This window comes from Aquabacterium sp. A3 (genome assembly GCF_038069945.1).
Taxonomy (GTDB): Bacteria; Pseudomonadota; Gammaproteobacteria; order Burkholderiales; family Burkholderiaceae_C; genus Aquabacterium.
The window spans coordinates 162,687-187,075 of sequence record NZ_JBBPEV010000002.1; the positions used below are offsets into that span (position 1 = coordinate 162,687).

The 24,389-nt window shown below is 66.1% G+C and carries 25 protein-coding genes and 1 other RNA gene; 13 read left to right on the forward strand and 13 right to left on the reverse strand.

Going from position 1 to position 24,389, the window contains the following annotated elements; genetic code table 11:
* Positions 1-6: 6 nt before the first annotated feature.
* From WNB94_RS09935 to WNB94_RS09945, 3 genes are read right to left on the reverse strand one after another with little or no spacing between them, the layout of a single operon-like run.
* Positions 7-843: a prohibitin family protein gene (locus WNB94_RS09935; RefSeq protein WP_341390196.1), complete on the reverse strand. Its 837-nt coding sequence runs from the start codon at positions 841-843 to the stop codon at positions 7-9.
* 19 nt (positions 844-862) lie between these two features.
* Entirely contained in the window at positions 863-1,672 is an 810-nt protein-coding gene (locus WNB94_RS09940) for a mechanosensitive ion channel family protein (RefSeq protein ID WP_341390198.1), read from the reverse strand.
* Between the two features lie 15 nt (positions 1,673-1,687).
* Positions 1,688-4,108, reverse strand: coding sequence for an AAA family ATPase (locus tag WNB94_RS09945; protein ID WP_341390200.1), 2,421 nt, complete (start codon positions 4,106-4,108; stop codon positions 1,688-1,690).
* Between the two features lie 196 nt (positions 4,109-4,304).
* Here WNB94_RS09945 and pyrC point away from each other — a divergent pair, with 196 nt between their 5' ends.
* Positions 4,305-5,342, forward strand: coding sequence for a dihydroorotase (pyrC, locus tag WNB94_RS09950; RefSeq protein ID WP_341390202.1), 1,038 nt, complete (start codon positions 4,305-4,307; stop codon positions 5,340-5,342).
* A 3-nt stretch (positions 5,343-5,345) separates the two neighbouring features.
* On the opposite strand, the gene cysK is transcribed toward pyrC, so the two are convergent.
* Positions 5,346-6,260, reverse strand: a complete 915-nt coding sequence (gene cysK / locus WNB94_RS09955) for a cysteine synthase A (RefSeq protein WP_341390203.1) — start codon at positions 6,258-6,260, stop codon at positions 5,346-5,348.
* A gap of 69 nt (positions 6,261-6,329) precedes the next feature.
* Between cysK and dsbD the strand changes: the two genes are divergently transcribed.
* The 3 genes from dsbD to WNB94_RS09970 all read left to right on the forward strand — a co-directional run bounded on the left by dsbD (position 6,330) and on the right by WNB94_RS09970 (position 9,576).
* A complete protein-coding gene (gene dsbD, locus WNB94_RS09960; protein WP_341390204.1) occupies positions 6,330-8,048 on the forward strand; it encodes a protein-disulfide reductase DsbD in 1,719 nt (572 codons plus the stop codon).
* A 17-nt stretch (positions 8,049-8,065) separates the two neighbouring features.
* Positions 8,066-8,423, forward strand: an RNA gene (gene rnpB / locus WNB94_RS09965) — RNase P RNA component class A.
* A 76-nt stretch (positions 8,424-8,499) separates the two neighbouring features.
* Positions 8,500-9,576, forward strand: coding sequence for a carbonic anhydrase (locus tag WNB94_RS09970; protein WP_341390206.1), 1,077 nt, complete (start codon positions 8,500-8,502; stop codon positions 9,574-9,576).
* A gap of 3 nt (positions 9,577-9,579) precedes the next feature.
* Here the strand turns inward: WNB94_RS09970 and ruvC are convergent, their stop codons facing one another.
* Positions 9,580-10,134 carry a crossover junction endodeoxyribonuclease RuvC gene (gene ruvC, locus WNB94_RS09975; protein ID WP_341390208.1) on the reverse strand — a complete coding sequence of 185 codons (555 nt, stop codon included), beginning with the start codon at positions 10,132-10,134 and terminating at the stop codon, positions 9,580-9,582.
* Positions 10,135-10,169: 35 nt separating this feature from the next.
* A complete protein-coding gene (locus tag WNB94_RS09980) occupies positions 10,170-11,408 on the reverse strand; it encodes a hypothetical protein (RefSeq protein WP_341390209.1) in 1,239 nt (412 codons plus the stop codon).
* A 153-nt stretch (positions 11,409-11,561) separates the two neighbouring features.
* Between WNB94_RS09980 and WNB94_RS09985 the strand changes: the two genes are divergently transcribed.
* Positions 11,562-12,278 carry a response regulator transcription factor gene (locus WNB94_RS09985; protein WP_341390210.1) on the forward strand — a complete coding sequence of 239 codons (717 nt, stop codon included), beginning with the start codon at positions 11,562-11,564 and terminating at the stop codon, positions 12,276-12,278.
* Positions 12,279-12,307: 29 nt separating this feature from the next.
* Positions 12,308-13,660: an ATP-binding protein gene (locus WNB94_RS09990; RefSeq protein WP_341390211.1), complete on the forward strand. Its 1,353-nt coding sequence runs from the start codon at positions 12,308-12,310 to the stop codon at positions 13,658-13,660.
* Here WNB94_RS09990 and WNB94_RS09995 read toward each other — a convergent pair.
* The 5 genes from WNB94_RS09995 to dusB all read right to left on the reverse strand — a co-directional run bounded on the left by WNB94_RS09995 (position 13,599) and on the right by dusB (position 17,939).
* Positions 13,599-14,465: an alpha/beta hydrolase family protein gene (locus WNB94_RS09995; protein WP_341390213.1), complete on the reverse strand. Its 867-nt coding sequence runs from the start codon at positions 14,463-14,465 to the stop codon at positions 13,599-13,601. The genes WNB94_RS09990 and WNB94_RS09995 overlap by 62 nt on opposite strands.
* 1 nt (position 14,466) lies before the next feature.
* Complete coding sequence (locus WNB94_RS10000; protein ID WP_341390214.1) at positions 14,467-14,904, reverse strand: MarR family winged helix-turn-helix transcriptional regulator; 438 nt, start codon at positions 14,902-14,904, stop codon at positions 14,467-14,469.
* 115 nt (positions 14,905-15,019) lie between these two features.
* Positions 15,020-16,609, reverse strand: a complete 1,590-nt coding sequence (purH, locus tag WNB94_RS10005; RefSeq protein WP_341390215.1) for a bifunctional phosphoribosylaminoimidazolecarboxamide formyltransferase/IMP cyclohydrolase — start codon at positions 16,607-16,609, stop codon at positions 15,020-15,022.
* Between the two features lie 23 nt (positions 16,610-16,632).
* Positions 16,633-16,869 carry a Fis family transcriptional regulator gene (locus WNB94_RS10010; RefSeq protein ID WP_341390217.1) on the reverse strand — a complete coding sequence of 79 codons (237 nt, stop codon included), beginning with the start codon at positions 16,867-16,869 and terminating at the stop codon, positions 16,633-16,635.
* Between the two features lie 5 nt (positions 16,870-16,874).
* The gene (gene dusB, locus WNB94_RS10015) at positions 16,875-17,939 is read right to left on the reverse strand and encodes a tRNA dihydrouridine synthase DusB (RefSeq protein WP_341390565.1); all 1,065 of its coding nucleotides are present in this window, start codon (positions 17,937-17,939) and stop codon (positions 16,875-16,877) included.
* A 258-nt stretch (positions 17,940-18,197) separates the two neighbouring features.
* Here dusB and WNB94_RS10020 point away from each other — a divergent pair, with 258 nt between their 5' ends.
* Together WNB94_RS10020 and WNB94_RS10025 are read left to right on the forward strand one after the other, a co-directional pair.
* The gene (locus tag WNB94_RS10020) at positions 18,198-18,929 is read left to right on the forward strand and encodes an OmpW/AlkL family protein (RefSeq protein ID WP_341390218.1); all 732 of its coding nucleotides are present in this window, start codon (positions 18,198-18,200) and stop codon (positions 18,927-18,929) included.
* Between the two features lie 36 nt (positions 18,930-18,965).
* Positions 18,966-19,511 carry a YqaA family protein gene (locus tag WNB94_RS10025; RefSeq protein ID WP_341390219.1) on the forward strand — a complete coding sequence of 182 codons (546 nt, stop codon included), beginning with the start codon at positions 18,966-18,968 and terminating at the stop codon, positions 19,509-19,511.
* Positions 19,512-19,776: 265 nt separating this feature from the next.
* On the opposite strand, the gene WNB94_RS10030 is transcribed toward WNB94_RS10025, so the two are convergent.
* Positions 19,777-20,070: a copper-binding protein gene (locus tag WNB94_RS10030; protein WP_341390221.1), complete on the reverse strand. Its 294-nt coding sequence runs from the start codon at positions 20,068-20,070 to the stop codon at positions 19,777-19,779.
* 71 nt (positions 20,071-20,141) lie between these two features.
* On the opposite strand from WNB94_RS10030, the gene argB reads away from it, so the two are divergent.
* The 5 genes from argB to WNB94_RS10055 are packed head-to-tail and all read left to right on the forward strand — an operon-like array spanning position 20,142 to position 23,604.
* The gene (gene argB / locus WNB94_RS10035) at positions 20,142-21,050 is read left to right on the forward strand and encodes an acetylglutamate kinase (RefSeq protein WP_341390222.1); all 909 of its coding nucleotides are present in this window, start codon (positions 20,142-20,144) and stop codon (positions 21,048-21,050) included.
* Between the two features lie 12 nt (positions 21,051-21,062).
* A complete protein-coding gene (locus WNB94_RS10040; protein WP_341390223.1) occupies positions 21,063-21,446 on the forward strand; it encodes a diacylglycerol kinase in 384 nt (127 codons plus the stop codon).
* 1 nt (position 21,447) lies between these two features.
* Positions 21,448-22,161 carry a pyrimidine 5'-nucleotidase gene (locus tag WNB94_RS10045; RefSeq protein WP_341390225.1) on the forward strand — a complete coding sequence of 238 codons (714 nt, stop codon included), beginning with the start codon at positions 21,448-21,450 and terminating at the stop codon, positions 22,159-22,161.
* A gap of 13 nt (positions 22,162-22,174) precedes the next feature.
* Complete coding sequence (slmA, locus tag WNB94_RS10050; RefSeq protein WP_341390226.1) at positions 22,175-22,786, forward strand: nucleoid occlusion factor SlmA; 612 nt, start codon at positions 22,175-22,177, stop codon at positions 22,784-22,786.
* A gap of 2 nt (positions 22,787-22,788) precedes the next feature.
* On the forward strand, positions 22,789-23,604 hold the full coding sequence (locus tag WNB94_RS10055) for a metallophosphoesterase (protein ID WP_341390228.1): 816 nt from the start codon (positions 22,789-22,791) through the stop codon (positions 23,602-23,604).
* Here WNB94_RS10055 and WNB94_RS10060 read toward each other — a convergent pair.
* The gene (locus WNB94_RS10060) at positions 23,548-24,375 is read right to left on the reverse strand and encodes a PEP-CTERM sorting domain-containing protein (protein WP_341390230.1); all 828 of its coding nucleotides are present in this window, start codon (positions 24,373-24,375) and stop codon (positions 23,548-23,550) included. The two genes, WNB94_RS10055 and WNB94_RS10060, sit on opposite strands and share 57 nt — an antisense overlap.
* Positions 24,376-24,389: the final 14 nt, after the last annotated feature.

Below are 24,389 nucleotides of genomic sequence, written 5' to 3' on the forward strand. Positions count from 1 at the left end.
CCGGCTTCAGCGCGTGCCGTCGACGTTGACGAAGGGCACGGCGCCGCTGGTCACGTTGGGCAGCTTGCCATCCCATTTGCGGATGGCCTCGCGCTCGTTTTCGACGCGGCGCAGGGCCAGCAGGTCGGCCGTGATCTGTTGGCGCTGCAAGGCCAGGGCCTCGGCCTCGGCGCGGGCGCTGGTCACCTTCTGTTTGGCCTCCACCTCGATGCGCAGCAGGTCGCGTTCGGCCTTGAGCTTTTCCTGTTCGGCGCGCACCTTGGCCTCGATGGCCTCAGAGAACGCCCGCGAGAAGGCAAAGTCCACGATGGCGAACTCGTCGAGCACCAGGCCGTGGCGGCGCATTTTTTCTTTCAGCAGCTCACCGATCTCGTTGCGCACTTCGGTGCGGCGGGTGATCAGCTCTTCGGCGGTGAAGCGCGCGGTGATGGCCTTCACGGCCTCCTGCACGGCGGGCAGGATGATGCGCTCGGCCGCGATGTCGGTGGTCGGCCCGATATTGCGAAACACGTCCACCACCCGGCTGGGGTCGAGGTGGTAGTTGATGGCGATGCGGGTGTGCACCGACTGCAGGTCGCGCGAGGCGGCGTTGCCTTCACCCTCACCCTTCTGGATGCGCACGTCCATCACGTGCATGCGCTGCGCCAACGGGATCTTGAAATGGATGCCTGGGCCATAGACCTCGTCGTCAGGCTTGCCGAAGGTGGTCTTGACACCGCGCTCGCCAGCGGAGATGACCGACACCGGGTTCATGGCGGACAAGGCCACCACCACGGCAGCGACGATGGCCACCACTTTGAAAATGCGTGCGCCCGTGGAGGGCTCGCTGTTCAGGCTTTTCATGGGGTCTCCTGGTTTGAGTTCATTCGGGGGTTTTGCGGTACAGCATGGCGGGGCGCTGGATGCCGGCCTGGGCAAAGCCTGCCACCAGGCGTTCGGTCACGTCGCTCTCCAGCGTCTTTTCATAGCGCACGTCCATCACGTACACCTTGCAACGCAGCCTCAGCGCAAAGTACTGCTCGTGCACCACCTCGTTGACCAGCACGGCCCAGGGCTTGTCAAGGTAGGCGTAAGGTGAGCTGGTCAGGGCTTCTTGCGCGATCTGTTTGGCCTGGGGCAGGTCCTGGTCGATGCCGATGTAGAAGTCCATCTGGATCAGCATGTTGAGCTCGCCGGCGTTGCCGCATGACACGCTGTCACTGAGGAACTTGTTGTTCGGGATGGTCACCAGGTTGTCGTCCAGGGTGACCAGGCGAACCGAGCGCAGGCCGATGGACACGATCTCGCCGTAGTGGCCATCGAAAGTCACCCGATCGCCCACCTGGAAGGGCTTGTCCACCAGCAGGGTGATGCCCGCGATGATGGACGCCGCCAGGTCTTTCAATGCAAAGCCGACCGTGACCGCGATGGTGCCGCCCAGGGCGATCAGCATCTCGTCTGTGAGCGCGAAGATCACGGGCACCGCTGCAGCGAAGGCCCCGATGTAGATCACGAACCGCAGGATGGTCACCACCTGGTTGATGGTCAGGCGTCGATCCACCAGCCGGTTGCCCAGTTGTTCGCTGACGCTTTGCAGCACCCGCACCAGCAGCCAGGCCATCAGAAAGATCAGCAGGGCCGTCGGGATGCCTCCTGGCCGCAGGAACTGAAGGATTTGTCCAGCGTCTTGCATGGGTCGTGTTCCGGTTCAGATCACCAGCAGCTTCTTGCGCTGCAGGAAGTGCAGTACGGCGCGGTTCCAGTGTGTCGAGACCCGATAGCGCCCGGCCTCCTGCGTCAGCACGCCGTCTTGGGCCAGCATGTTGAGCACGCGCTCGCACTCATGGGGTGCAAAACGAATGCTGCGCGTGGCTTCGGCGGCGCTCAGGTTTTCGTGTTGCACCAGTGCGGCCAGGATGAACTGGGCGTGCGCCTTGAAGCGCTCCAGCCGGTTGGCGTCGGGCATCGGAAACAGACGTGCATCCACCTGCCGGTCGCCACGCGGCGACGGCACGAGGGCCAGACGGAAAAAGTGCAGGGCCACCCGGGGGTTGCCGTCGGCATAGTCCCAGATCAGTCGGTAGAAGCGGTCCGAGTTGCGGTCGGCCTGATCAGGTGAGGCATGCGTGGCTGAATAAACCGGCGACAGCTGAGTGATCAACTGGTCGAAGTTGGCCGTGTAGCCGGCCGCTTGCAGGCGTTTGTCCAGCATCTCTGCCACGGCCTGTTCGGGCCAGCCTCTCAGCGCGATGACCTGGTCAAACACATCGCGGTGAGGATGCACCCGGCGCAGGTATTCGAACGGCCAGCGCGCGAACGCCAGCACCCACAACACGCGGCCCGTGGTGGCCTCGGCCAGGCGAAGCAGCGCTTCATAGGCCTGCAGGCCACCGACGGCGCGCAGCATGAGGTTTTGGCACAGGTCGATCATCACCACCTGCCCTGGGGCCTGCAGCAATTCGCTGACCAGGCGCTCGTGGCTGTGTGCATCGGCACTCAGGCCCAGCACCTCGCGCAACAGGGCGTACAGCTGTTGCGGCTCGGTGATGCGGTCTTGAACTTCGTGGCGCACGGCCGGCAGTCCGGCGGGCAGTTGATCGGTCAGCGACATCAACCACGAGGTCTTGCCGCTGCCGCGCTCACCCGTGAGGGCCACGATGCCGCCGTGTTCGCCTGCACGCAGCGTGGCGGCACGCGCCAGCACCTCGTCCAGGCCGGGGTGGTGGTCGATGCGCAGGGCCGGTGGGGCGGCTTCTTCCGAGAAGGCCTGCACGAGCGCATCAGGCAGTTCGACATCACCGGCTTCACTGACCTGTTTTCGACTTTGATACTGCAGTTGCTGCCGCAGGATGTAGGCCAGGGCCCGGCGCGTCTGCTCGAAGCTCAGGGTGACGTCGCGCACCCAGATCCACAACCCTCGCGCCGCCACGTACAGGAAGGCGGCGGCGGCCACGCCGATGCCGATGCCCTGGTCCTGGGTGGCGCGCACAGCCCCGGCCAGGCGACCGGTCGGAAAAAAGGCCAGATAGGCTTGCGTGACCTCGCCCCGCCAGCGCTGGATGAGTCGCCATGCCACCAGCACCACGGCCACCGTGGCCAGATTCGCGGCAATGCCGTACAGCGCCCCCCGGCCCAGGGCCGCCTGGGCCAGCAACAGGTACCAACTCATGGCCAGCACCACGGCCCCCACCAGGCGCAAGGAGCTGCGAATCTTGGCGTTGAGTTCGTGGCCGACCACCCGATGCCGAGACACCGCCGTCAGCAGCACCCGGTGCGAGAACGCCAGGGCCAGTGCGTACCAGGCATAGGCGTAGGCCAGCGAGCGCAGCACACCGAGTTCGGGCAGCCCCTGGATGTTGGCCAGCAACTGGTCAAACAGCAAGTAAATGGTGGCCAGCAGGATCAGCTCGGGGGCGATGGTGATCACCATGCGCATGGCCCCGTCTGCCCAGCGGGCCAGTGCAGCGAAGTGAATCTGACTCACGAGGCGTCGCCGCCAGCGGTCCAGCACCGAACGGCTGCGGGCGCGCAACACCTGCAGCCCCACAACAAGGCCCAGCACCGCGAACACGCCCAGGCCGTAGCGCCCTGCCGTGAGCCCATCGTGCAGCTGGATCACCAGGCTGTCGAACGCGTGCAGGCGCTGCACCGGATACCAGCGCGCCATCAGCTGAACGTGTTTCAGTTCATTGACGATGCGAGACCATGCACCCCAGCTCAAGCCCGTCCACCGGGCGCGTTCGGCCACCGACAGGTGCGGCAGCAGGGCCACGCGCTGGGCCTGCAGCGCACTGAGCGCACGCATGAGCTCGTCGGCCATCGCATAACGCTGCTCGGAATCGTGGTTGTCGGCGCTGGCCGAGGTGTGCAGCCCGTCCAGCGCCTGTTCGGCGTCTGCACGCAGTTGGGCCAGGTCTTGATCGAGCGCCCGGTACCTTGCATCGGCCTCGGTGGCGGTCAGTGCCTGCGCTGGAGGGGTGATCGAATGGCGCTCAACCAACCGTCGAAGCCGTGACTGTTGCGATGCCTGTTGTTCTGCGAGGGTGGGGGCCTTGCCGGATGCGTCGTCGCGGCGTGCGCTGGCCTCGGCGGAGGCCTGGGCCCAGGCGGTCGTGACCGTCAGCAGCATCAAACAGGTCACCAGCCATAAGCGCCATGGTTGCCACGATCGCCGACCCGACCAGGACATGGTGGGCGCGCCTGGGACACGAGAGGTGGCAATGGCCTGGTGAATGAGCACGTTCGGCGGGCAGTGAGACAATCTGCGGCTGGATTATGGGCCCGTACCACGGTGCTGGCCGTTCACTTCACCGATGGCTGTAGACATGACCACCCCCACCCAGATCACCCTTGTGCGCCCCGATGACTGGCACCTGCACCTGCGCGATGGCGCGGCCATGGCCTCGGTGGTGTCCGCCACGGCGCAGCAGTTTGCACGGGCCATCGTCATGCCCAACCTGCGCCCGCCCGTCACCACCGCCGCCATGGCCGTGGCCTACCGCGACCGCATCCGTGCCGCGGTGCCTGAGGGCCTGAAGTTTGAGCCCCTGATGGTGCTCTACCTGACCGACAACACCCCGGCTGATGAGGTCAAACGCGCCAAAGACGCGGGTGTGGTGGCGTTCAAGCTCTACCCGGCGGGCGCCACCACCAACAGCGACGCGGGCGTGACCGATTTGCGCAAAACCTACGCCGTGCTGGAGGCCATGCAGCGCGAAGGCATGGTTTTTTGCGTGCACGGCGAGGTCACGGACAACGAGATCGACGTGTTCGACCGCGAGAAGGCCTTCATCGACGACAAGCTCATCCCGCTGCGCCGCGATATTCCGGAGCTGAAGGTGGCGTTTGAGCACATCACCACCAAGGAAGCGGCCCAGTACGTGCTTGATGCCGACCACTTCGTCGGCGCCACCATCACGCCGCAGCACCTGCTGTACAACCGCAATGCCATTTTCATGGGTGGCATTCGCCCACATTACTACTGCCTGCCCATCCTCAAGCGCGAAGAGCACCGCCTGGCACTGGTGCAGGCGGCCACCAGTGGTTCGCCGAAGTTCTTCCTGGGCACCGACAGCGCCCCGCACGCCTCGCACCTGAAAGAGCACTCGTCAGGTTGTGCGGGCTGCTACAGCGCCCCCAGCGCCATGGAGCTGTACGCCGAGGCCTTCGAAGCCGTGGGCGCACTGGACAAGCTGGAAGGCTTTGCCAGCTTCCATGGCCCCGACTACTACGGCCTGCCGCGCAACACCGACACCGTCACCCTGGTGCGTGAAGACTGGGTGGTGCCGGAAGAGCTGCCCTTTGGCGAGACCGTGATCAAGCCCCTGCGCGGCGGCGAAACGCTGCGCTGGAAGCTGCGCTGAGGCTCAGGCCGGCAGGTAGCCTTCCACCGACAGGTAGCGTTCGCCCGTGTCGTAGTTGAAGCCCAGCACGCGGCTGCCGGCCGGCAGTTCGGGCAGCTTTTGCGCGATGGCGGCCAGCGTGGCGCCTGAGGAGATGCCCACCAGCATGCCCTCTTCACGGGCGGCGCGGCGGCCGTACTCGCGGGCGTCTTCGGCATCCACCTGGATGACGCCATCCAGCAAGGCGGTGTGCAGGTTGGCGGGCACGAAGCCGGCGCCAATGCCCTGGATGGGGTGGGGGGCCGGGCTGCCGCCCGAGATCACGGGCGAGGCCTTGGGCTCCACTGCGAACACCTTCAGCTGGGGCCACTGGGCCTTGAGCACCTTGGCCACGCCGGTGAGGTGGCCGCCCGTGCCCACGCCGGTGATGATGGCGTCCAGGCCGTCAGGGAAATCGGCCAGGATTTCTTGCGCCGTGGTGCGCTCGTGCACGGCGATGTTGGCGGCGTTCTCGAACTGCTGCGGCATCCACGCGCCGGGGGTTTGTTCCACCAGCTCCTGCGCGCGGGCGATGGCGCCCTTCATGCCCTTTTCGCGGGGGGTGAGGTCGAAGCTGGCGCCGTAGGCCAGCATCAGGCGGCGGCGCTCGATGGACATGCTGTCGGGCATCACCAGCACCAGCTTGTAGCCCTTGACGGCCGCCACCATGGCCAGGCCCACGCCCGTGTTGCCCGAGGTGGGCTCGATGATGGTGCCGCCGGGTTGAAGCACCCCACGGGCTTCGGCGTCTTCGATCATGGCCAGGGCGATGCGGTCCTTGATCGATCCGCCCGGGTTGCTGCGCTCGGACTTGATCCAGACCTCGGCCTGACCGAACAGGCGGTTGAGGCGCACATGCGGCGTCCGGCCAATGGTGTCGAGGATGCTGTGGGCTTTCATCAGGGTCTCCGTTGCAGGGTTTTCGGTGCCAGGCCGTCAGGATACGCGGCCTGGCGCGACAATGTGCGCATGAGCATATTTGGTCCTTGCATGAACATGGTGGCCTGGCGCAGGCCCTCGCTGATGCTTTGGTGGCTGGCGTGCCTGCTGACGCTGTCCAGTGGTCTGGCGCAGGCGCAGTTGTTCAAGTTGCCGCAACCCGAGTTCTTGCCGGCCGAACAGGCGTTTCAGGTGCAGGTGCGGGCCACCGGCCCCCGGGCCCTGGCGGTGGATTTCCGCCTGGCGCCTGGCGTCTACCTGTACCGCGAGCAAACCGCCGGCCGCCTGCAGTGGCCCGGACAGGGCGAGCAGCCCCTGAACTGGGACCTGCCCCCCGGCGAGGCCAAGCACGACCCCACCTTCAACAAGGTGATGGAGGTGTACCACCGTGACGTGATGGGGGGGCTGACGCTGCCGCCCGGCCTGCCTGCCGAGGCGCGGCTGCTGATCACCTACCAGGGCTGTGCCGATGCCGGCCTGTGCTACCCGCCGCAGACGCGGGCCTTCCAGCTCCGCATGGATGGCCAGGGCGCGCTGCTGTCCATCCAGCCGGTGGCCGATGGTGATCCGTCGCTGAACCTGGATGGCAACGACCCCTCGCCGGGGCTGGCCGCTGTGCCCGGGCAGGCCTCGGGTGATGCGGTCACGCGGGCGCTGGCCTCCGGGCAGTGGTGGGTGGTGATCTCGGCGTTCCTGGTGGCCGGTGTGCTCTTGTCGCTCACACCATGCGTGCTGCCCATGGTGCCCATCCTGTCGTCCATCATCCTGGGGCAGCAGGCGCCCGTGGGGCGCGGGCGAGGCTTTTTGCTGGCGCTGAGCTACTCGCAAGGCATGGCCCTGGTCTACACGGCCCTGGGCGTGGCGGCCGGGCTGGTGGGGCAGGGGCTGGCCGCCTACCTGCAACACCCCTGGATCGTGCTGACCATGACGGGCCTGATGGTGCTGCTGGCGCTGTCGATGTTCGGTCTGTACGAACTGCGCCTGCCGGTGGCGCTGCAGACCTGGTTGGGCGAAGGCGCCAACCGCCTGCCGGGGGGGCGCTTTGTCAGCGTGTTCGTGATGGGCGCGGTGTCTGCCCTGGTGGTGAGCCCCTGCGTGTCGGCACCGCTGGCCGGCGCGCTGCTGTACATCAGCCAGTCGCGGGATGTGGTCCTGGGTGGTGGCGCCTTGTATGCGCTGGCCTGGGGCATGAGCGTGCCCTTGCTGCTGGTGGGCTTGTCGGCTGGCGCCTTGCTGCCGCGGGCCGGTGCCTGGATGACGGCCGTCAAGGTGCTGTTTGGCGTGTTGATGCTGGGCGTGGCCGTGTGGTTCAGCCGACCGGCCTGGCCTTATGTGCAAACGCAATGGCTGGGCATGGAGGCCTCGGCCCCCGCCCACCGCAGTGTGCTGCCCTTCCAGGTGGTGCGCACCGAGGCCGAGCTGGACGCCGCGCTGAGCCAGGCCGCCGCGCAAGGGCGCCCGGTCATGCTCGACTTCTATGCCGACTGGTGCACCGCCTGCATCGAGATGGAGGTGCGCACCTTCGCCGACCCGCAGGTGCAGGCCCGTCTGCGCGGCGCGGTGCTGTTGCAGGCCGACGTCACCCGCAACAGCCGTGACGACCGTGCCTTGCTCAAGCGCTTTGACCTCTTCGGCCCGCCGGGCGTGATCTTCTTCAATGCCCAGGGGCAAGAGCAGGGCGCGTTGCGCGTGATCGGCTTTGCCAACGCCAGCGATTTCCTGGCCGTGTTGGACCAGGCAGGTTTGTGAAGCGATAATGCGGGCGTGAAGTCAGCCAGACCGCCGCTGGTGCAAGGCCCGAAAGGGCGCACTGGAGGAAGGTCCGGACTGCACAGGGCAGCGTAGGAGGTAACACCTCTCCACCGCGAGGTGAGGATCAGAGCAACAGAGACGAGCCGGTTAAGTTCGGGTGAAACGGGCAATCTCTACGCGCAGCAACACCAAATAGGCACACGCTGAACGGCATGGTCATGCCGTGTCGTTCTACCCCTGGCCCGGGGACTGTGTGCGGGTAGGTGGCACCGAGCCGCTCTGGCGACAGGCGGCCCAGAGGAATGGCGGTCACGGTCTCGCGCCGCAAGGCGAGGGGCTGCACAGAATCCGGCCTATCGGCTGACTTCACACTTTTGATGGGTGCCGCTCAAGCCGCTCAAGTTTTTCGCATCGTGGCCGAAATCACGGTCTGATGCGGAGACCCGAGATGCCTGATTGTTGCCTCCCGAAGTATGCTGGCGCCCGCCTGCTGGGCGCGCCCCTGGTGTTGTGCTGCGCCCTGGTGGCCGTGCCGGCCCTGGCGTCTGAGCCCACCCATGCTGCCCATGGCGCAACGTCGGCGGCCTCACACGAGCCCGTGCCATCGCACACCAAGGTGGTGGTGTCGCCGGCCACGGCCGCAGACACCGCCGCGCCCGTGCCTGCGGCCGAGGGCGGCAAGCCCGCCGTGAGCATGTCCGAGTTGCGAGACATGATCGAGAACAAGATTTCGCAGGTGCGCGCTCAGCGCGACGTGCCGCCGGTCTTGCAGGTCAAGGCGCGCAGCGCGCCGTCGCGCAATGCGGGCAAGCGCGCGGCCCACGGGGCGGACGAGCACGCGGCCCAGGGCCATGCCCACTGGGCCTACCAGGGCGAGAACGGGCCGGCCCACTGGCACACCCTCAATCCTGAATTCAAGCAGTGTGGTCTGGGCCAGCGCCAAAGCCCCATCGACATCCGGGACGGCATCCCGGTGCAGCTCGACCCCATCCAGTTCGAGTACCGCCCGTCCACCTTCAAGGTGATCGACAACGGCCACACCGTGCAGGTGAACATGGCCTCGGGCAACCGCATCCGTGTCAATGCACGCACCTACGACCTGGTGCAGTTTCACTTCCACCGCCCCAGCGAAGAGCGCCTGAACGGCCGCCAGTTCGACATGGTGGCCCACCTGGTGCACAAGGACCACGAGGGCAAACTGGCCGTGATCGCCGTGCTGCTGGAGGCGGGCTCTGGCCACCCGGTGGTGCAGCAGATCTGGAACGATCTGCCGCTGGAGAAAAACACCGAGCAAGCCGGTCTGCAGCCGCTGGACCTGCTGCAGTTGTTGCCAGAAGACCGCCGCTACGTGACCTACATGGGCTCTTTGACCACGCCGCCATGCTCCGAGGGCGTGTTGTGGATGGTGATGAAACAGCCGGTGCAGTTGTCGCACCAGCAGATCGCCATCTTTTCGCGGCTGTACCCCATGAACGCGCGGCCGATCCAGTCTGACCATGCCCGTTTGATCAAGGACGGGCAATGAGGCTCAGTACACCCGCCCGCCCTTGATCTGCGCGTGGGTGCGACGGCTCAGGGCCGTGGCCTTGGCCATTTGTGCCATCGCGTGGCCCGCATGGGCGTGGCAGATCGCCAGCCCCAGGGCGTCTGAGGCGTCGTTGTTGGGCTCGCGCGGCAAGTTCAGCAAGCGCATGACCATGTGCCGGATCTGGGCCTTGGCCGCATGACCATGGCCCACCACCGCCTTTTTCATCTGCAGCGCGGTGTACTCGCTGACGCTGGGCGCCGTGGGCAGGCACATCAGACCGGCGATCGCCGCCCCTCGGGCTTGCCCCAGCAGCAGGGTGGACTGCGGGTTGACGTTGACGAAGACGATCTCGACCGAGGCCTCGTGGGGCTCGTAACGCGCCACGACCTCGCGCACGCCCTCGAAGATGAGCTTGAGCCGCGTGGGCAGGTCGCCCTGGGCGGCCTCTTTGGTCTTGATGGTGCCGCTGGCGATGTAGTGCAGCCGCGGCCCATCGGATTCGATGAGGCCGAAGCCGGTGGTCTGCAGACCGGGGTCGATGCCAAGGATGCGCATGCGTGCAAGCATAGCCCCGGATGCACCACGATCGCTCAGCGCTTCAGTGCCGAGGCCTGTGCACAGGCCCGCCATCCGCCGGCTTCGAAGTCCTTCTTGGAGCACTTCCACACCTCCGGGTAGTACGCTTTCATCACCTCCCGGGCGCCCGCCTGTCCGCCGTGATCCGGCACGTTCTGGATGGCCTCGGCAAAGTCATGGGGCAGCATGTTGCGCACGATGATCTGTTTCTTGATGGCCGGCAACAGGGTTGACATCGCCAGCCATGACACCCCGTGGTCTGCGTTGGCATTCTTGGGTCGGCTCCATTGGCTGCTGGTCACGAAGGTGTAGTAGCCCTCGTCGTCGGTGACCATCTGGTGGTCAAACAGGCAGTCCTCCACCACGAACGGGGCCATTGACCAGTTGTTGCAGATGGACCAGTAGCGAACATCCATGTTCGGGTTGGGCCACACCACGGGGTGGGTGGCCGAGGCGCCTGTGGGGGTTCGGGGCAGTTTCCCCCGAACCACGATCACGTCCTTCCAGGTGACCTCCTGGCGCGTCGACACGTAGTCGTTGTCGACGTTGGGGAACATGCCGCCGCCGGATCCGCCATAGGGCTCGAACGCATACGTGTCGGGGCACGGGGCGTTGGAGCACACCTGTCCCATGCCGATGAACTTGCTGAGCTGGGGTGATTTCTCAGGGGGCATGGGCAATGCATTGGGCATGCCTGGCACGGCATTGGGCGTGACGACGACCGTGAAGGTTCCTCCGGCCGGGGCCTGAGTTTTCCAGGGGTTCTTGCTGCCCGGATGGGGTTTGATGAGGTAATCGGCCAGTGCGGATTTCACGCCGTTGGCTTCGAACGACGCGCCGGTGCCGTCATAGGTATTGAACGACATGTAGCGGGCGTCCGGAAACTCGCCGTCCACCTGGATGGTCATGGCCGGATCGATGATGAATGGTGCCACCCAATAGGTGGCCCCGGTGTCGGGGTAGGCCACATTGAGGCCATTTTGGCCGGCCACGATCACGGGCCAGGCGCAGCGGGAGGCCGTCTTCGTCACCATGTCCTGCAGCAGGCCTTTGACTGGGTTGGCGCACGGCGCCAGCGTTTTGGATGGGCGGCCGTCGTTGTAACGCAGCGTGAGGGTGGGCAGTTTGACCTCTTGGGGCGACGTGCTGGGCAGGTAGACGCGGTAGATCAGGAACCCGGGTGAGGCGCTCATGGCTGCAGCGGGCAGCGCGGCCACCAGGGCGGCGGCCAGCCATCTCTTGACGTACTTCATGAATTTCTCCTTCAGCCGATTGATATGGGGTTTTAATTAAAGCCTTCCTCGTTTATTTCATGGACTACAAAGCAATACGTAATATGACGATCCTGTCGCAATTGCATATTGAGGCGTGGTTTTCTGGGGGTAACCAGTAGAATGGCGCCGGCCATGCATGCCTCACCGCTCATACTCATCGTGGACGACGACACCGAGTTGTCGGCTTTGCTGTGCCAGCTTTTGAAAAAAGAAGGCTGGCTGGTGCGTGGTGCCCTGACCCTTGGCGAGGGCGCGCAGATGATCGTCAAGCTCCAGCCCGATGTGGTGCTGCTGGACGTGATGCTGCCGGACGGCAATGGCTTTGAGGCCTGCATGGATTGGCGCGCCAGGTTTCCTTCCCTGGGTCTGATCATGCTCACGGCCCGTGGCGAGCCGCTGGACCGCGTCCTGGGGCTGGAGGTGGGGGCTGACGACCACCTGGCCAAGCCGTTTGAGCCGCGAGAGTTGGTGGCCCGGATTCGGGCCCTGTTGCGCCGCCAGGCGCCCAGTCGGCTGGAGACGCCGGTGTTGCACTTCAACGGCCTGAGCATTCACCTGCTCAAGCGCGAGGTGCGGGTGGGCTCGGATCAGCACGCCGAGCAGCCCGTCACCTTGACCAGCGTCGAGTTCAAATTGCTGCTGGCCCTGGCCCGTTCGGCCGGGCAGGCCCTGACGCGCGAGCAACTGTGCGAGGCGGTTCAGTTGGGCAGCTACCGGCCGCAGGAGCGCACGGTGGATGTGCAGGTGGCGCGCTTGCGTCGCAAACTGCGCGCCGCCGCGCCAGGGCGGGACTGGATCAAGACCCTGCGGGGCGAGGGCTATGTCTTTGTGGCCGGAGGCGGGGGGTGAGGCCCGCCGGTGGCCGTGGCGGTCGCGGCATGAGCCTCTTTGCGCGCATGCTGTGGCTTCAGGCCTTGCTGGCCACCGTGGTGTCGGTGGTGGCCGTCTCGTTTTATTACGTCGAGAGAAACAAGACCGTGGCCAAGATCCTGGCCGGGCAGTGGGCCGGTGCGCTGCAGACCGCCGTCGCCCACCCGGGGCAGGCCCTGCCGCCAGGCGTTCATGCCGTGCGTTCGCAGCCGCCGCCCGCCGCCATGCAGGCCAGTGCCTTGTGGCCCCAGGTCCGTGCGCTGAAAGACGCGCTGGCCCGTCAGGGCCTCGCTGTCCGGCGTGTGGCCTTTGAGGTGCCTGAAACACCTGAAGCCACCGATGGCGAGCCCATCGTCTGGCTGGAAATCCAGGCGCCAGGCCAGCCCGCCCCGCAGTGGTGGGCGGTGCGGGGGCCCTTGTTCGAGCTGAGCAACCTGTACTTCATCGGGATCACCCTGGGCGTGTCGGCGGTGCTGGTGCTGGCCTTGTCGTGGGCCACGTCACGGCATCTGTCGCAGCCGCTGGCCCGCCTGCGCCAGCGCATCCAGGAAGGCCGCCCCGAGGCCGAGCATGAGCAGCGGGCGCCGCGCGCGCCCGAGGTGGCCGACATTGCGCAGGCCTACGATGAACTGCTGGCCCGGGTCGAGCAGCAGCGCAAAGACAGAAGCCTGATGTTGGTGGGCATCTCCCATGACCTGCGATCGCCCCTGAGTCGCATCCGGCTGGCCGCCGAGTTGCTGCCGCCTGACGAGGGCGCGGTCACCCTGCGTCAATCCATCATCCGCAACACCCAGGTGGCCGATGCACTGATCGAGAGCTTCATGGACGTGGTGCGGGCGGGCCATCTGCCCGTGGATGAGACGGTGGACGTGGCTGAGCAGGCCCGGCAGGTGGCTGCCGATGTTCAAAGCGATGACCGCGTGTTGACGGTGGAGGCGCCCAGGCAGGCGCTTCAGGCGGGCAGCAACGCTTACCTGGTGCGCCGCCTGCTGTACAACCTGGTCGACAACGCATTCAAGCATGGCCGGCCTCCGGTGACGCTGACCGTGCGGGACCATGAGGCACAGGGCCTCTGGATCGAGGTGACGGATGCGGGCGAGGGCATTGCCGCCCATCAGCGCGAGGCCGTCTTGCAGGCATTTGCGCGGGGCGATGGCAGCCGAAGCACCGCCGGCAGCGGTTTGGGGCTGACCGTTGTGCAGCAGGTGCTCGATCGCGTGGGCGGCGCCTTGTCGTTTGACGGACAGCCGGGGCGCTGGGTGGTGCGGGTTCTGCTGCACCACAAGCACCCTGAGCCCCTCAGTGGGGCGCCTTCAACGCCTGCGCCAACAGCGGCCACAAGGCCTGGTGAGAGCTCCTGAACCAGTCGATGTGGCCGATGCGCTTGAGGCCATGGTCACGCGGTGCGATGTGGTGCACCTGTTTGATGGCGGCAGGAAAGGTGCGCAACAGGTCGGCCACGGTGGTGGGGGTGGCGATGTCGTCGTCGGTGGCGTGGAACACCGTGATGGGCATGTGCACCTGGGCGTGGAAGTCATGGTGGGCTTGCCCTTTGACGGCGTTGGTGGCGTAGCCGCCCGCAGCGCACCATTGACCCCACTGCGTGCCCACGGTGGCGGGCAGGTTCTCGCCCAGGCCCAGCAGGGCGGTGGGCGCGTAGCCTTTGAGTCGAACCCCCAGGGGAATCGCCACGCGCAGCCCGAAATGGGCCTTCACGCGAAAACCCAGGCGCATGCCCCGAAACCAGCCCGAAGAGGTGGCCACGCCCACCACGCGGCTGATGCGGTGGTGGTTGGGCAGCAGGCCCATCATCTGCCCGCCCGCGCTGTGGCCGATCAGGGCCACCTGGGCCTGACCCGTGCGTTGCAGCAGCCAGTTCAGCGCCGCCACCTGATCTTGCTGGCCCCATTCGGGCAGCGTGGCGCGGCAGTCTTGCAGCCGGCCCTTCAAGGACAGGCCCACGCCTCGGTAGTCGAACACCAGCACGTCATGCCCCTGTTCGGCCAGCCAGGCGGCAAAGCGCATGTAGAACTGTTGCTTCACGCCCGTGGCAGGGCACAAGAGCACCGCTTGCTCGGTGGCGGCCTGGAGGCCCGCATGCGCGGGTAGAAAGTGGCCGGACAGTGGGGTGCCATCCTGGCAGGTGATGGTGACGGATTCGGTCATGTCAGGCGCTTTCGTGGGAAGAGGCGTCGATGCCTTGCACGTGGCTGAGCCAGCGTGCAACGACCGTCAATTCCTCATCGGTGAAGCCCTCCGTCAGGCGGGCGTTGATGCGGGTGGTGGCCTGTTTGAGCATCGGCAGGAGGTGCTGCCCCGCAGGGCGCAACCACACGCGCTGGGTGCGGCCGTCGTGCGGGCAGGGGTGCCGAGCCACCCAGTCCAAGGCTTCCATGCGCTGGACGAGTCCCGACACCGCCGAGGGCGCCAGGTCCAGCGTTTGTGCCAGCTCGCCCATGGTGGCGCCATCCGACTGGCCCAGGGCAAAGATCACCCCGCTCTGCGCAGGGGTGGGCATGACCTGCCCCTGCCGGCCGGCCGCTTCGGTTTGCTGGGCGATCCATTGCTGCAGGTGGCGCTGGGCGCTGTTGAGCAGGAAGATCAATCTCGGTTTGCTTCGCACGCGAAATAGCTTAGCGCATTTTATTTCGCGTGTGAAGTAAATGGGCGTGAAAAAGGCTCCCGCAGGAGCCTTCTGTCAGCGGCGCACCGATCTGCGATCAATGACGGAAGTGGCGCGTGCCCGTGAACACCATGGCGATGCCGCGCTCGTCGGCGGCAGCGATAACTTCGTCGTCCCGCATGGAGCCACCCGGGTGGATGACGCAGGTGGCGCCGGCGTCCACGACCACATCCAGGCCGTCACGGAACGGGAAGAAGGCGTCCGACGCCACGGCCGTGCCTTGCAGCGTCAGGCCCGCGTGACCGGCCTTGATCGAGGCGATGCGGGCCGAGTCCAGGCGGCTCATCTGGCCGGCGCCCACGCCCATGGTCATGCCATCCTTGCAGAAGACGATGGCGTTGCTCTTGACGAAGCGGGCCACGGTCCAGGCAAACAGCATGTCCTTCATCTGCTCAGGCGTCGGCTGCACCTTGCTCACCACCTTCACGTCACCGACGATGTCGATGTTGTCGGCCGATTGCAGCAACATGCCGCCGCCCACGCGCTTGAAGTCCAGCGCGTTGCCCAGTTGGCGCGTGGCGTCATCCAGCGGCACTTCCAGAAGGCGCACGTTCTGCTTGGATGCATAGGCGGCACGAGCCGCGTCGGTGAACTTCGGTGCGATCACCACTTCCACGAACTGCTTGTTGGCGTTGATGGCCTCGATCACGTCAGCGTCCACCACGCGGTTGAAGGCCATGATGCCGCCGAAGGCGCTGGTGGGGTCGGTCTTGAGGGCCTTGGTGTAGGCCTCCAGCGGACCTGCGCCCACGGCCACGCCGCAAGGGTTGGCGTGCTTGATGATCACGCAGGCCGGGGCTTCGAAGGCCTTGACGCATTCCCAGGCGGCGTCGGCGTCGGCGATGTTGTTGAAGCTCAGTTCCTTGCCTTGAATCTGCGTCCAGTTGGCCAGGGTGCTGACCACGGGCGCGGCTTCGCGGTAGAAGGCGGCGCTCTGGTGCGGGTTCTCGCCGTAACGCATGCCTTGCACCTTGTGCAGCTGCAGGTTGTACACAGCCGGGTACTCGGCCTTGGCGGGCACGGTTTCGGTGGCCAGCTCCGCACCAGCTTCCAGGCTGGTCAGGTAGTTGGTGATCATGCCGTCGTAGGCGGCGGTGTGGGCAAACACCTTCTTGGCCAGCATGAACTTGGTCGTGCGCGTGATCTGGCCGGCCTTCATCTCGGTCAGCACCTGTTCGTAGTCGACCGGGTCGATGATCACGGCCACGTCCTGCCAGTTTTTGGCGGCCGAGCGCAGCATGGTCGGCCCGCCGATGTCGATGTTCTCGATGGCGTTGGCCAGGGTGCAGTCGGCCTTGGCGGTGGCTTGCGCGAAGGGGTAGAGGTTGACCACCAGCAGGTCGATGGTGTCGATGCCGTGTTCCTTCAGGGCGGCCATGTGCTCGGGCAGGTCGCGACGGGCCAGGATGCCGCCGTGCACGCGCGGGTGCAGGGTTTTCACGCGGCCGTCCAGCATTTCGGGGAAGCCGGTGATCTCGGCCACCTCGGTGACCGGCAGGCCCTTGTCGGCCAGCAGTTTGGCGGTGCCGCCGGTGGACAGCAGGCGCACGCCCTGGGCATGCAGGGCTTGTGCGAATTCAACGATGCCGGTCTTGTCGGACACGGACAGCAGGGCGGTCAGGGCCATGGGGTTCCTTTGGTTCGGTTTATTCACTTGATGAGCTTGTGCTCAAGCAGCTTGCGGCGCAGCGTGTTGCGGTTGATGCCCAGCCACTCGGCGGCCTTGGACTGGTTGCCTTCGGCGCGTTGCATCACCACTTCCAGCATGGGGCGCTCAACGGCGTTGACCACCATGTCATAGACGGCGTGGGGCTCTGCGCCGCGCAGGTCCTGAAAGTAGTTTTCAAGGTTGTCCTTGACGGAGTCCTGGATGGTTTTTTTGCTCATGGGGGTCAGTGGGCCATGCAGGAGGCGGTCTCCTGATCGGCCGGGTCTGGGTCACCCAGCGCCTGCGGGCCTGCATCGGGCAGGCGGTCGTGCGTCTGGCTGAGTTGTTCAAAAAAGTCACTCACAGCCCGCCGTTGTTCGTCGATGCGGTCCAGGGTGTTCATGTGCTGGCGAAATGCCTCGCCGCCGGGCAGGCCGCGCACGGCCCAGCCGATGTGCTTGCGCGCCGTGCGCACGCCGGCGAACTCACCGTACAGGCTGTGGTGGTCGTCCAGGTGGGCCAGCAGCCAGTGGCTCACCTGGCGCGTCAGCGGGCGGGCGCGGCGCTCGCCATGCAGGGCGTGGTGGGCGATGTCGCCAAAAATCCAGGGCTGCCCCTGAGCGGCGCGGCCAATCATCACGGCGTCGGCGCCGGTGTGTCGCAGCACCGCCTGCGCCTTTTCAGGGCTGTCGATGTCGCCATTGGCCACCACGGGCACCTGCACGGCCGCTTTCACCGCAGCGATGGTGTCGTACTCGGCGCAGCCCTTGTAGCCTTGCTCGCGCGTGCGACCGTGCACGGTCAGCATGGCGATGCCGGCCGATTCAGCGGCCCGTGCAATGCGTTCGGCGTTCTTGTGATGTTGGCTCCAGCCGGTGCGCATCTTCAGCGTCACGGGCACCCCGTGCGGCGCACAGGCGGCCACCACGGCCTCGATGATCTCCAGCGCCAGCGCTTCGTTTTGCATCAGGGCCGAGCCAGCCCATTTGTTGCACACCTTCTTGGCCGGGCATCCCATGTTGATGTCGATGATCTGGGCGCCGCGGTCGATGTTGTAGGCGGCGGCCTCGGCCATCATGGTCGCGTCGGTGCCTGCGATCTGCACCGAGATGGGGGCGGTTTCGCCTTCGTGGTTGGCGCGGCGCGAGGTTTTCAGGCTGTGCCACAGGTCTTTGCGCGAGGTCACCATCTCGCTGACGGCGTAGCCCGCGCCCAACTGCTTGCACAGCATGCGAAACGGCCTGTCCGTGACGCCCGCCATGGGCGCCACGAACAGCCGGTTGGGCAGCTCGACGCCACCCACATGCAGTGGGGTCAGCAGCTTGGGCAGGGGTGACGTGGACACGGCGGGAGGCACAAAAGACGACTCAGCCCTGGGCGAGGCGCCGCCCAGGGCTGCTTAAAAAGGAGGCAGAGTATAGCCCGCTCCAACCCCCCCGCAAAGCGGTTTGTGAACCGTGACGAAGGTCATGCCGCGCATCGGGATGTTGAAACGCTGCATAGCCGATGTAACCATTGCATTTATGATGCAACATTACATCAACTGACGTTATGAGTGTTTTGCTGTATGAAATACCGTGCTGTTCCTGCTTTCCTCTCCATCGCAGTCGGGCTGTCTTGCGCCTCTGTGGCGGCCCAGAGCTACACCGTCAAGCTGGGCGGCGCCCACATCGATCCCCGCGCCACCAGCAGTGAGTTTTCGGGCACCTTGCCCGGACCTCGCCCTGTGGTGCCTGGCGTGACGCTGGACGTCAGCCCCAAGTCCACGCTGGTGTTCTCCATCGAGCGGCACCTGAACGATCAGCTCAGCCTGGAGCTGGCTTTGGGCTTGCCGCCCAAGCATGACGTCAAGCTGCGGGCTTCTGAGGCCTTGCTGGGCGGGACTTATGGCCCCCTGGCGGCGTTTTATTACGGGCAGTTTGCCGATGGCACCATCGCGACCGTCAAGCAGGTGGCCCCCACCTTGTTCCTGAACTACCGGTTTGGCAGCGCAGGCGACGTCTGGCGCCCGTACCTGGGGCTGGGCATCAACTACACCCGCCTCAAGGCCACGCTGACCAACACGGGGCGGACCTTCTATCAGGGTGTGCCCATGGACCTCTCATTGACCGATTCCTGGGGCCCCGCGCTGCAATTGGGCATGAGCTACCGAATCACCAAACAGTGGTCGCTCAATGCGCAGGTGGCCTCGGCCGTGGTGGAGACCAAGCTGCGGGTGCGCGGTGGCGGCGGCGAGCACCAGGCCACCTTCGAGTTCACCCCGACCGTGTGGATGGCCACGGTGGGCTACAGCTTCTGACGCAGCGATCGGGCTGTGCGGCCTCACAATGCAGCCATGGAAGCATGGCTGTTGTCGTGGGTGCACGCGCTGCTGCAGGCGCTGGCGTTGCCAAAGGTGGGGCTGAGTGCCATCTTCGCAGTGGCCTTTGTGTCGGCCACCTTGTTGCCCATGGGCTCTGAGCCCGCGGTGTATGCCCTGGTGCACTGGCAACCGCACATGTTCTGGCCAGCCGTGCTGGTGGCCACCGCTGGCAACACCCTGGGTGGCGCCTTGAGCTGGTGGATGGGGGCCGGGGCCGATGCCCTGCGCACGCGGTGGCGGCGGGCCCGTGCAGACGGCATGAAAGTGCCTGCGGACATGCCGGCGCCCGCTCCAGCCCCGGCACAACAGCCCGACCGTTGGTCTCGGCAGGCGCTGGCCTGGCTGGAGCGTTTCGGGCCCAAGGCGTGCCTGTTGTCGTGGCTGCCGCTGGTCGGCGATCCCTTGTGTGCGGTGGCCGGCTGGTTGCGCCTGCCGTTCTGGCCGTGTGTGGCCTACATGGCCGTGGGCAAGTTCTTGCGGTATGCGATGGCCACCGGTTTCTTGATCTGGATCACGTGATGACCCCATCCCATGTTCATGGGATGCATTTTGTAACCATTGGCTGTGAACGTGTCATGTTCAACAGCGGCTGCGGCCCCTAAACTGTGTGTAACACATGGTTCACACGCGTCGGTACAGGCGCGCAGGCCTGTGGCAAGCAATGCTGTCATCGCGAGAGACGTCCAGGGGGGACATTTTCTCGACGTCGGGCCTGGTGTGTGCCAGGCCCGACGCATTTTCAGCGGCGGTTTTCAGTGGCTGGGGGCCAGACCACCGTGCCGGATCACTTCTTTTCCAGCGTGGTGATGGTGTACTGTCCGTTCACCTTGTCGGCCGTGAACCGGATTTTGTCGCCCACTTGCACACTTTGCAGCCAGGCCGGGTCGCTCACCCGAAAGCTCATCTGCATCGGGGGCATGTCCAGGTTCTTGATTTCGCCATGGCGCACGGTGATCTTGCCGGACTCGGCGTCGACCTTGCGAACTTCGCCATCCACACTCTGCGCGTGGGCGGCCAGGCCCAGGCTCAGGCCCAGCGTCAGGGCGCTCAGTGAACGGGTGAGGGTGCTGATCTTCATCGGGTCTCCTGTGTGAACTGCGGTCAGTCCCTAAAATAACGCATCCAACAACCCCCGGGTTTACAAGCACCATGTCCACCCCCCCGACCCCCGAGGCCCTGGCCGGCATCGATCCCCGTGTCAAGGCCGAGATCCTGGCCCAGGCCTTGCCCTACATCCGCAAGTTCCACGGCAAGACCATCGTGATCAAGTACGGTGGCAATGCCATGACCGACCCCGAACTGCAGGCCGATTTTGCCGAAGACGTGGTGCTGCTCAAATTGGTGGGCTTGAACCCGGTGGTGGTGCATGGCGGCGGACCCCAGATCGACTCGGCGTTGACCAAGATCGGCAAGAAGGGGGAGTTCATCCAGGGCATGCGCGTGACCGACGCCGAAACCATGGAGGTGGTGGAGTGGGTGCTGGCCGGTGAGGTGCAGCAAGACATCGTCGGCTTGATCAATGCCGCTGGCGGCAAGGCCGTGGGCCTGACGGGCCGCGATGGCGGCCTGATCCGTGCGCGCAAACTGCGCCTGGCCGACAAGGACGACCCCAGCAAAGAGCACGACATCGGCCACGTGGGCCAGATCGACTCCATCGACCCCAGCGTGGTCAAGGCCCTGCAGGACGACCAGTTCATCCCCGTGATCAGCCCCATCGGCTTTGGTGAGCACAACGAGAGCTATAACATCAACGCCGACCTGGTGGCCTCCAAGCTGGCGCAGGTGCTCAAGGCAGAAAAGCTGATGCTGCTGACCAACATCAAGGGCGTGCTGGACAAGCAGGGCGTCTTGCTGACCGACCTGACGGCCCGCCAGATCGACGAGCTGATCGACGACGGCACCATCAGCGGGGGCATGATCCCGAAGATCGAAGGCGCCATCGATGCGGCCAAGAGTGGCGTGAACGCCGTGCACATCGTGGATGGCCGCGTGCCCCACGCCATGCTGCTGGAGATCCTGACCGACCAGGCCTACGGCACGATGATCCGCAGCCACTGAGCCCAGGATGTCATGCAAACCAATCCCCACAAGGCGCACTCCGGGTTCAAGCGCATCCTGTTTGCCACCAAGTATTCCTACCAGGGCCTGTATGCCGGTTTGAAGCACGAGAGTGCCTTGCGTCAGGAGATGACGCTGGCACTGCTGATGCTGCCGGCCGCGTTCTGGATTGGCACCACGTGGCTGGAGGTGTCGGTGCTGTGCATCACGGTGGTGCTGGTGTTGATCACCGAACTGTTGAACTCGGGCATTGAGGCCGTGGTGGACCGCGTGTCGATGGAGCACCATCACTTGTCCAAGATGGCCAAGGATTACGGCAGCGCCGCGGTGCACCTCAGCCTGTTGTTGTGTCTGGGGGTGTGGGTGGCGGCCATCGTGCACCGCTGGGGGCACTGAGGTGCATGCCGGGAGGGCCATCTGGCTGTTCGACCTGGACAACACCCTGCATGACGCCGGGCATGCGGTGTTCGGCCGGCTCAACGGGGCGATGACGGACTACATCGAAACGCACCTGGGTGTGCCGCGCGCCCAGGCCGACGGCCTGCGCGTGCACTACTGGCGTCGTTACGGCGCCACCCTGATGGGCCTGGAGCGCCACCACGGCATCCGTGCTGCGCACTTTCTGGCGCAGACCCACACCTTGCCTGGCCTGGAGGCCGATCTGCGCATGCCCCCTGCGGATCGTGCCGCCCTGAGGCGCCTGCCGGGGCGCAAGTTCTTGCTCACCAACGCACCGGCCGATTACGCCAAGCGGGTGCTGACGGCGCTGGACCTGGCCTCGTGCTTCGAGGGCATCATCGCCATCGAAGGCATGCGCGTGTTTGGCGAGTTGCGACCCAAGCCCGACCTGCGCATGTTGCGCGTGGTGCTGTCACGTCATCGGCTGCCTGCGCATCGCTGCGTGCTGGTGGAAGACACCGTGGCCAACCTGAAAAGTGCGCACCAGCTGGGCCTGCACACGGTGTGGATGCAGCACTACCTTCGCCAGGGCCCGTGTGCCCATCCTTTTGCGCAACGCCTGCACGGTCGTCCAGCCGCGGTGGATGTGCGGGTGAACACGCTGCGCCGGCTCAAGGCCTGGCGTCCCGTGCAGGCCATCACCCGGATCTGAGCAGGAGCCCGCCATGAGCGACCCCGACACCAACGCTGCGCCCCGCAAACGACCCAAGCCGGGCGAACGCCGCGTGCTGATCCTGCAGGCCCTGGCAGAGATGCTGCAGGCCCCTGGGGCCGAGCGCATCACCACGGCCGCGCTCGCAGCCCGATTGCAACTCAGCGAGGCGGCCCTGTATCGGCACTTTGCCAGCAAGGCCCAGATGTTCGAGGGCTTGATCGACTTCATCGAAAGCAGCCTGTTCACGCTGGCCAACCAGGCCCTGGAGCGTGAGGCCGATGCGGGTGCCCAACTGGCCCGCGTGGTGACCTTGGTGCTGCAGTTTGCCGAGCGCAATCCGGGGATGGGGCGTGTGCTGGCCGGTGATGCGCTGGTGCACGAGCACGTCCGCCTGCAGCAGCGGGTGAACCAGGCGATCGACCGCCTGGAGTCCCTCTTGCGTCAACCCGCGCGCGCCCTGGCCGAGGCCCAGGGACACCCCAGTCCCACGGTGGCGGCGCAGGCGCGTGCCTCCCTGCTGATGAGCTTTGTCATGGGCCGCCTTCACCGCCATGCGCGCAGTGGCTTTGTGCGCCAGCCCACCGAGCACCTGGACGCGGCGCTGCACAGCCTGCTGGCCTGAAGATGCCGGCCTCACACCGGTCTTGCTCGTTTGGCGCGGTGGCGCTGCAGTGGCGTGGTGACCGCACCGCCCTGTTGCTCAACGATGCGGGTCAGCCCGACGCCTTGCTGGTGGCCGACGTGCACCTGGGCAAGGCCCAGCGTTACCAGGCCCTGGGCCAGGCCCTGCCGGCGGCCGTGGTGGCGGGCACCACCGAGGCCACGCTGCAGCGATTGCGCCAGGCCCTGGACGACAGTGGCGCGCGTCGGCTCGTGGTGCTGGGTGATCTGGTGCACGGACCTCGGGTGGCCGAGGCAGTGCAGGCCCTGGCCCTGATGCTGGGGGCATGGCACGAGCAAACGGGGGGCACCGCGTTGGTGATCGGGGGCAACCACGACCGCCACGCCGCCCCCGATTGGGCGCCCGTGGCGCAGCGGCTGGGCGCGGCCTGGCAGGTGCTGCCCGAGGATGCCGTGGTGATGGAGCGTGGCCTGGCGCTCAGCCACCAGGCGCGGCCTGTTGCCGGAGCGGTGGCCGCCCTGGGCGGGCACCTGCACCCGTGCTGGCAGGCACAGGGGCTGGCCAGAGACCGGCTGCGCCTGCCGTGCTTTTGGGCGCAGGCCTGGCACGATGAACGCACCGGCTGCCCGGTGGGCGTGACCCTGCCGGCCTTTGGCGACTTCACGGGCATGTGGCCCGTGCGGCCGCAGGCCCGCGATGGTGTGTGGGTGGTCACGCCCGAGGGCGCGGTGCACGAGGTGCAGGCCCTCTCGGCGCTGAACTCAGCGAGCGCGACGGCGTGCGGCGGCGCTGGCCACCAGCAGTCCGGCGAGGGCTAGGCCCCAGGTGCCCGGCTCGGGCACAGCGGCCACCGAAAACTCACCTTGCAGCAACAGTTGGCCACCCAGTTCGGTCATCCCGCTCAGGGCGCGTCCTGGTTCGGTGGTGAAGCCCTGGTAGGCGCTCAAGACCAGGGTGAGCTCATCGCCCACCATGGCCTCAAAGCCCAGGCTGAAGGCCTCAGTGGCATCGGCCGTCCAAAACCCGTTGAAACTCGCCAGCGTGTCACCGCCGCGCAGCACGTCCAGCGTCAAGCCCAGATCGTGTGCGCCGGTCAGCCCGTTGATCAGGGCGTCGGCGGTGCCATCGAACTGCACGTGCACCAACTGTCCAAAGGTTTCGCCCGCATCGCCCGACACGCGCAGGGTCAGCCCGTCGACCGACAGGCTCTGCACCAGGCTGTAAGCGTCCAGCAGGCCTTGGCCAGTGGCCGACCACACGTGGCTGGCGTCCAGCGTCAAGGCGGTGCGTGGGCTGGTGGCGTCCAGCGACACCAGGTGCGTGTGGCCGCCTTCCACGCTCAGTCCGGCGTGCCCTTGCGGGCCGTGGGTCTGGAAGTCGCTCAGCAGCACGGTGCCCGGGGTGCTGTCGTCCGCCAGCGCATCGCTGACCGAGCGGCTCACGGTTTCGCCATCGACCGTGGCCGACTGCTCGATCACGTCCACGGCGGTGCCGGCGCTCACCAGGTCCAGGCGGGCGGCCTGGGCGCTGCCCAAGGCGCCCAGCGACACCAGGACGGCCAAGGCCAGGGATTGAGGTTGAGTCATCATGAAGATCTCCTGGG

What these genes read in the sequence shown, in the direction of transcription:
- WNB94_RS10055 (WP_341390228.1), top strand. Translation starts at nt 22,789, where the DNA reads ATGCCGGCCTCACACCGGTCTTGCTCGTTTGGCGCGGTGGCGCTGCAG.
- WNB94_RS10060 (WP_341390230.1), bottom strand. Translation starts at nt 24,375, where the DNA reads ATGATGACTCAACCTCAATCCCTGGCCTTGGCCGTCCTGGTGTCGCTG.
- WNB94_RS10020 (WP_341390218.1), top strand. Translation starts at nt 18,198, where the DNA reads ATGAAATACCGTGCTGTTCCTGCTTTCCTCTCCATCGCAGTCGGGCTG.
- slmA (WP_341390226.1), top strand. Translation starts at nt 22,175, where the DNA reads ATGAGCGACCCCGACACCAACGCTGCGCCCCGCAAACGACCCAAGCCG.
- WNB94_RS10040 (WP_341390223.1), top strand. Translation starts at nt 21,063, where the DNA reads ATGCAAACCAATCCCCACAAGGCGCACTCCGGGTTCAAGCGCATCCTG.
- WNB94_RS09980 (WP_341390209.1), bottom strand. Translation starts at nt 11,408, where the DNA reads ATGAAGTACGTCAAGAGATGGCTGGCCGCCGCCCTGGTGGCCGCGCTG.
- ruvC (WP_341390208.1), bottom strand. Translation starts at nt 10,134, where the DNA reads ATGCGCATCCTTGGCATCGACCCCGGTCTGCAGACCACCGGCTTCGGC.
- argB (WP_341390222.1), top strand. Translation starts at nt 20,142, where the DNA reads ATGTCCACCCCCCCGACCCCCGAGGCCCTGGCCGGCATCGATCCCCGT.
- purH (WP_341390215.1), bottom strand. Translation starts at nt 16,609, where the DNA reads ATGGCCCTGACCGCCCTGCTGTCCGTGTCCGACAAGACCGGCATCGTT.
- WNB94_RS09990 (WP_341390211.1), top strand. Translation starts at nt 12,308, where the DNA reads ATGAGCCTCTTTGCGCGCATGCTGTGGCTTCAGGCCTTGCTGGCCACC.
- WNB94_RS10030 (WP_341390221.1), bottom strand. Translation starts at nt 20,070, where the DNA reads ATGAAGATCAGCACCCTCACCCGTTCACTGAGCGCCCTGACGCTGGGC.
- WNB94_RS09940 (WP_341390198.1), bottom strand. Translation starts at nt 1,672, where the DNA reads ATGCAAGACGCTGGACAAATCCTTCAGTTCCTGCGGCCAGGAGGCATC.
- WNB94_RS09985 (WP_341390210.1), top strand. Translation starts at nt 11,562, where the DNA reads ATGCATGCCTCACCGCTCATACTCATCGTGGACGACGACACCGAGTTG.
- dsbD (WP_341390204.1), top strand. Translation starts at nt 6,330, where the DNA reads ATGAGCATATTTGGTCCTTGCATGAACATGGTGGCCTGGCGCAGGCCC.
- cysK (WP_341390203.1), bottom strand. Translation starts at nt 6,260, where the DNA reads ATGAAAGCCCACAGCATCCTCGACACCATTGGCCGGACGCCGCATGTG.
- WNB94_RS09945 (WP_341390200.1), bottom strand. Translation starts at nt 4,108, where the DNA reads ATGCTGCTGACGGTCACGACCGCCTGGGCCCAGGCCTCCGCCGAGGCC.
- WNB94_RS10010 (WP_341390217.1), bottom strand. Translation starts at nt 16,869, where the DNA reads ATGAGCAAAAAAACCATCCAGGACTCCGTCAAGGACAACCTTGAAAAC.
- WNB94_RS09995 (WP_341390213.1), bottom strand. Translation starts at nt 14,465, where the DNA reads ATGACCGAATCCGTCACCATCACCTGCCAGGATGGCACCCCACTGTCC.
- WNB94_RS09935 (WP_341390196.1), bottom strand. Translation starts at nt 843, where the DNA reads ATGAAAAGCCTGAACAGCGAGCCCTCCACGGGCGCACGCATTTTCAAA.
- WNB94_RS10025 (WP_341390219.1), top strand. Translation starts at nt 18,966, where the DNA reads ATGGAAGCATGGCTGTTGTCGTGGGTGCACGCGCTGCTGCAGGCGCTG.
- WNB94_RS09970 (WP_341390206.1), top strand. Translation starts at nt 8,500, where the DNA reads ATGCCTGATTGTTGCCTCCCGAAGTATGCTGGCGCCCGCCTGCTGGGC.
- pyrC (WP_341390202.1), top strand. Translation starts at nt 4,305, where the DNA reads ATGACCACCCCCACCCAGATCACCCTTGTGCGCCCCGATGACTGGCAC.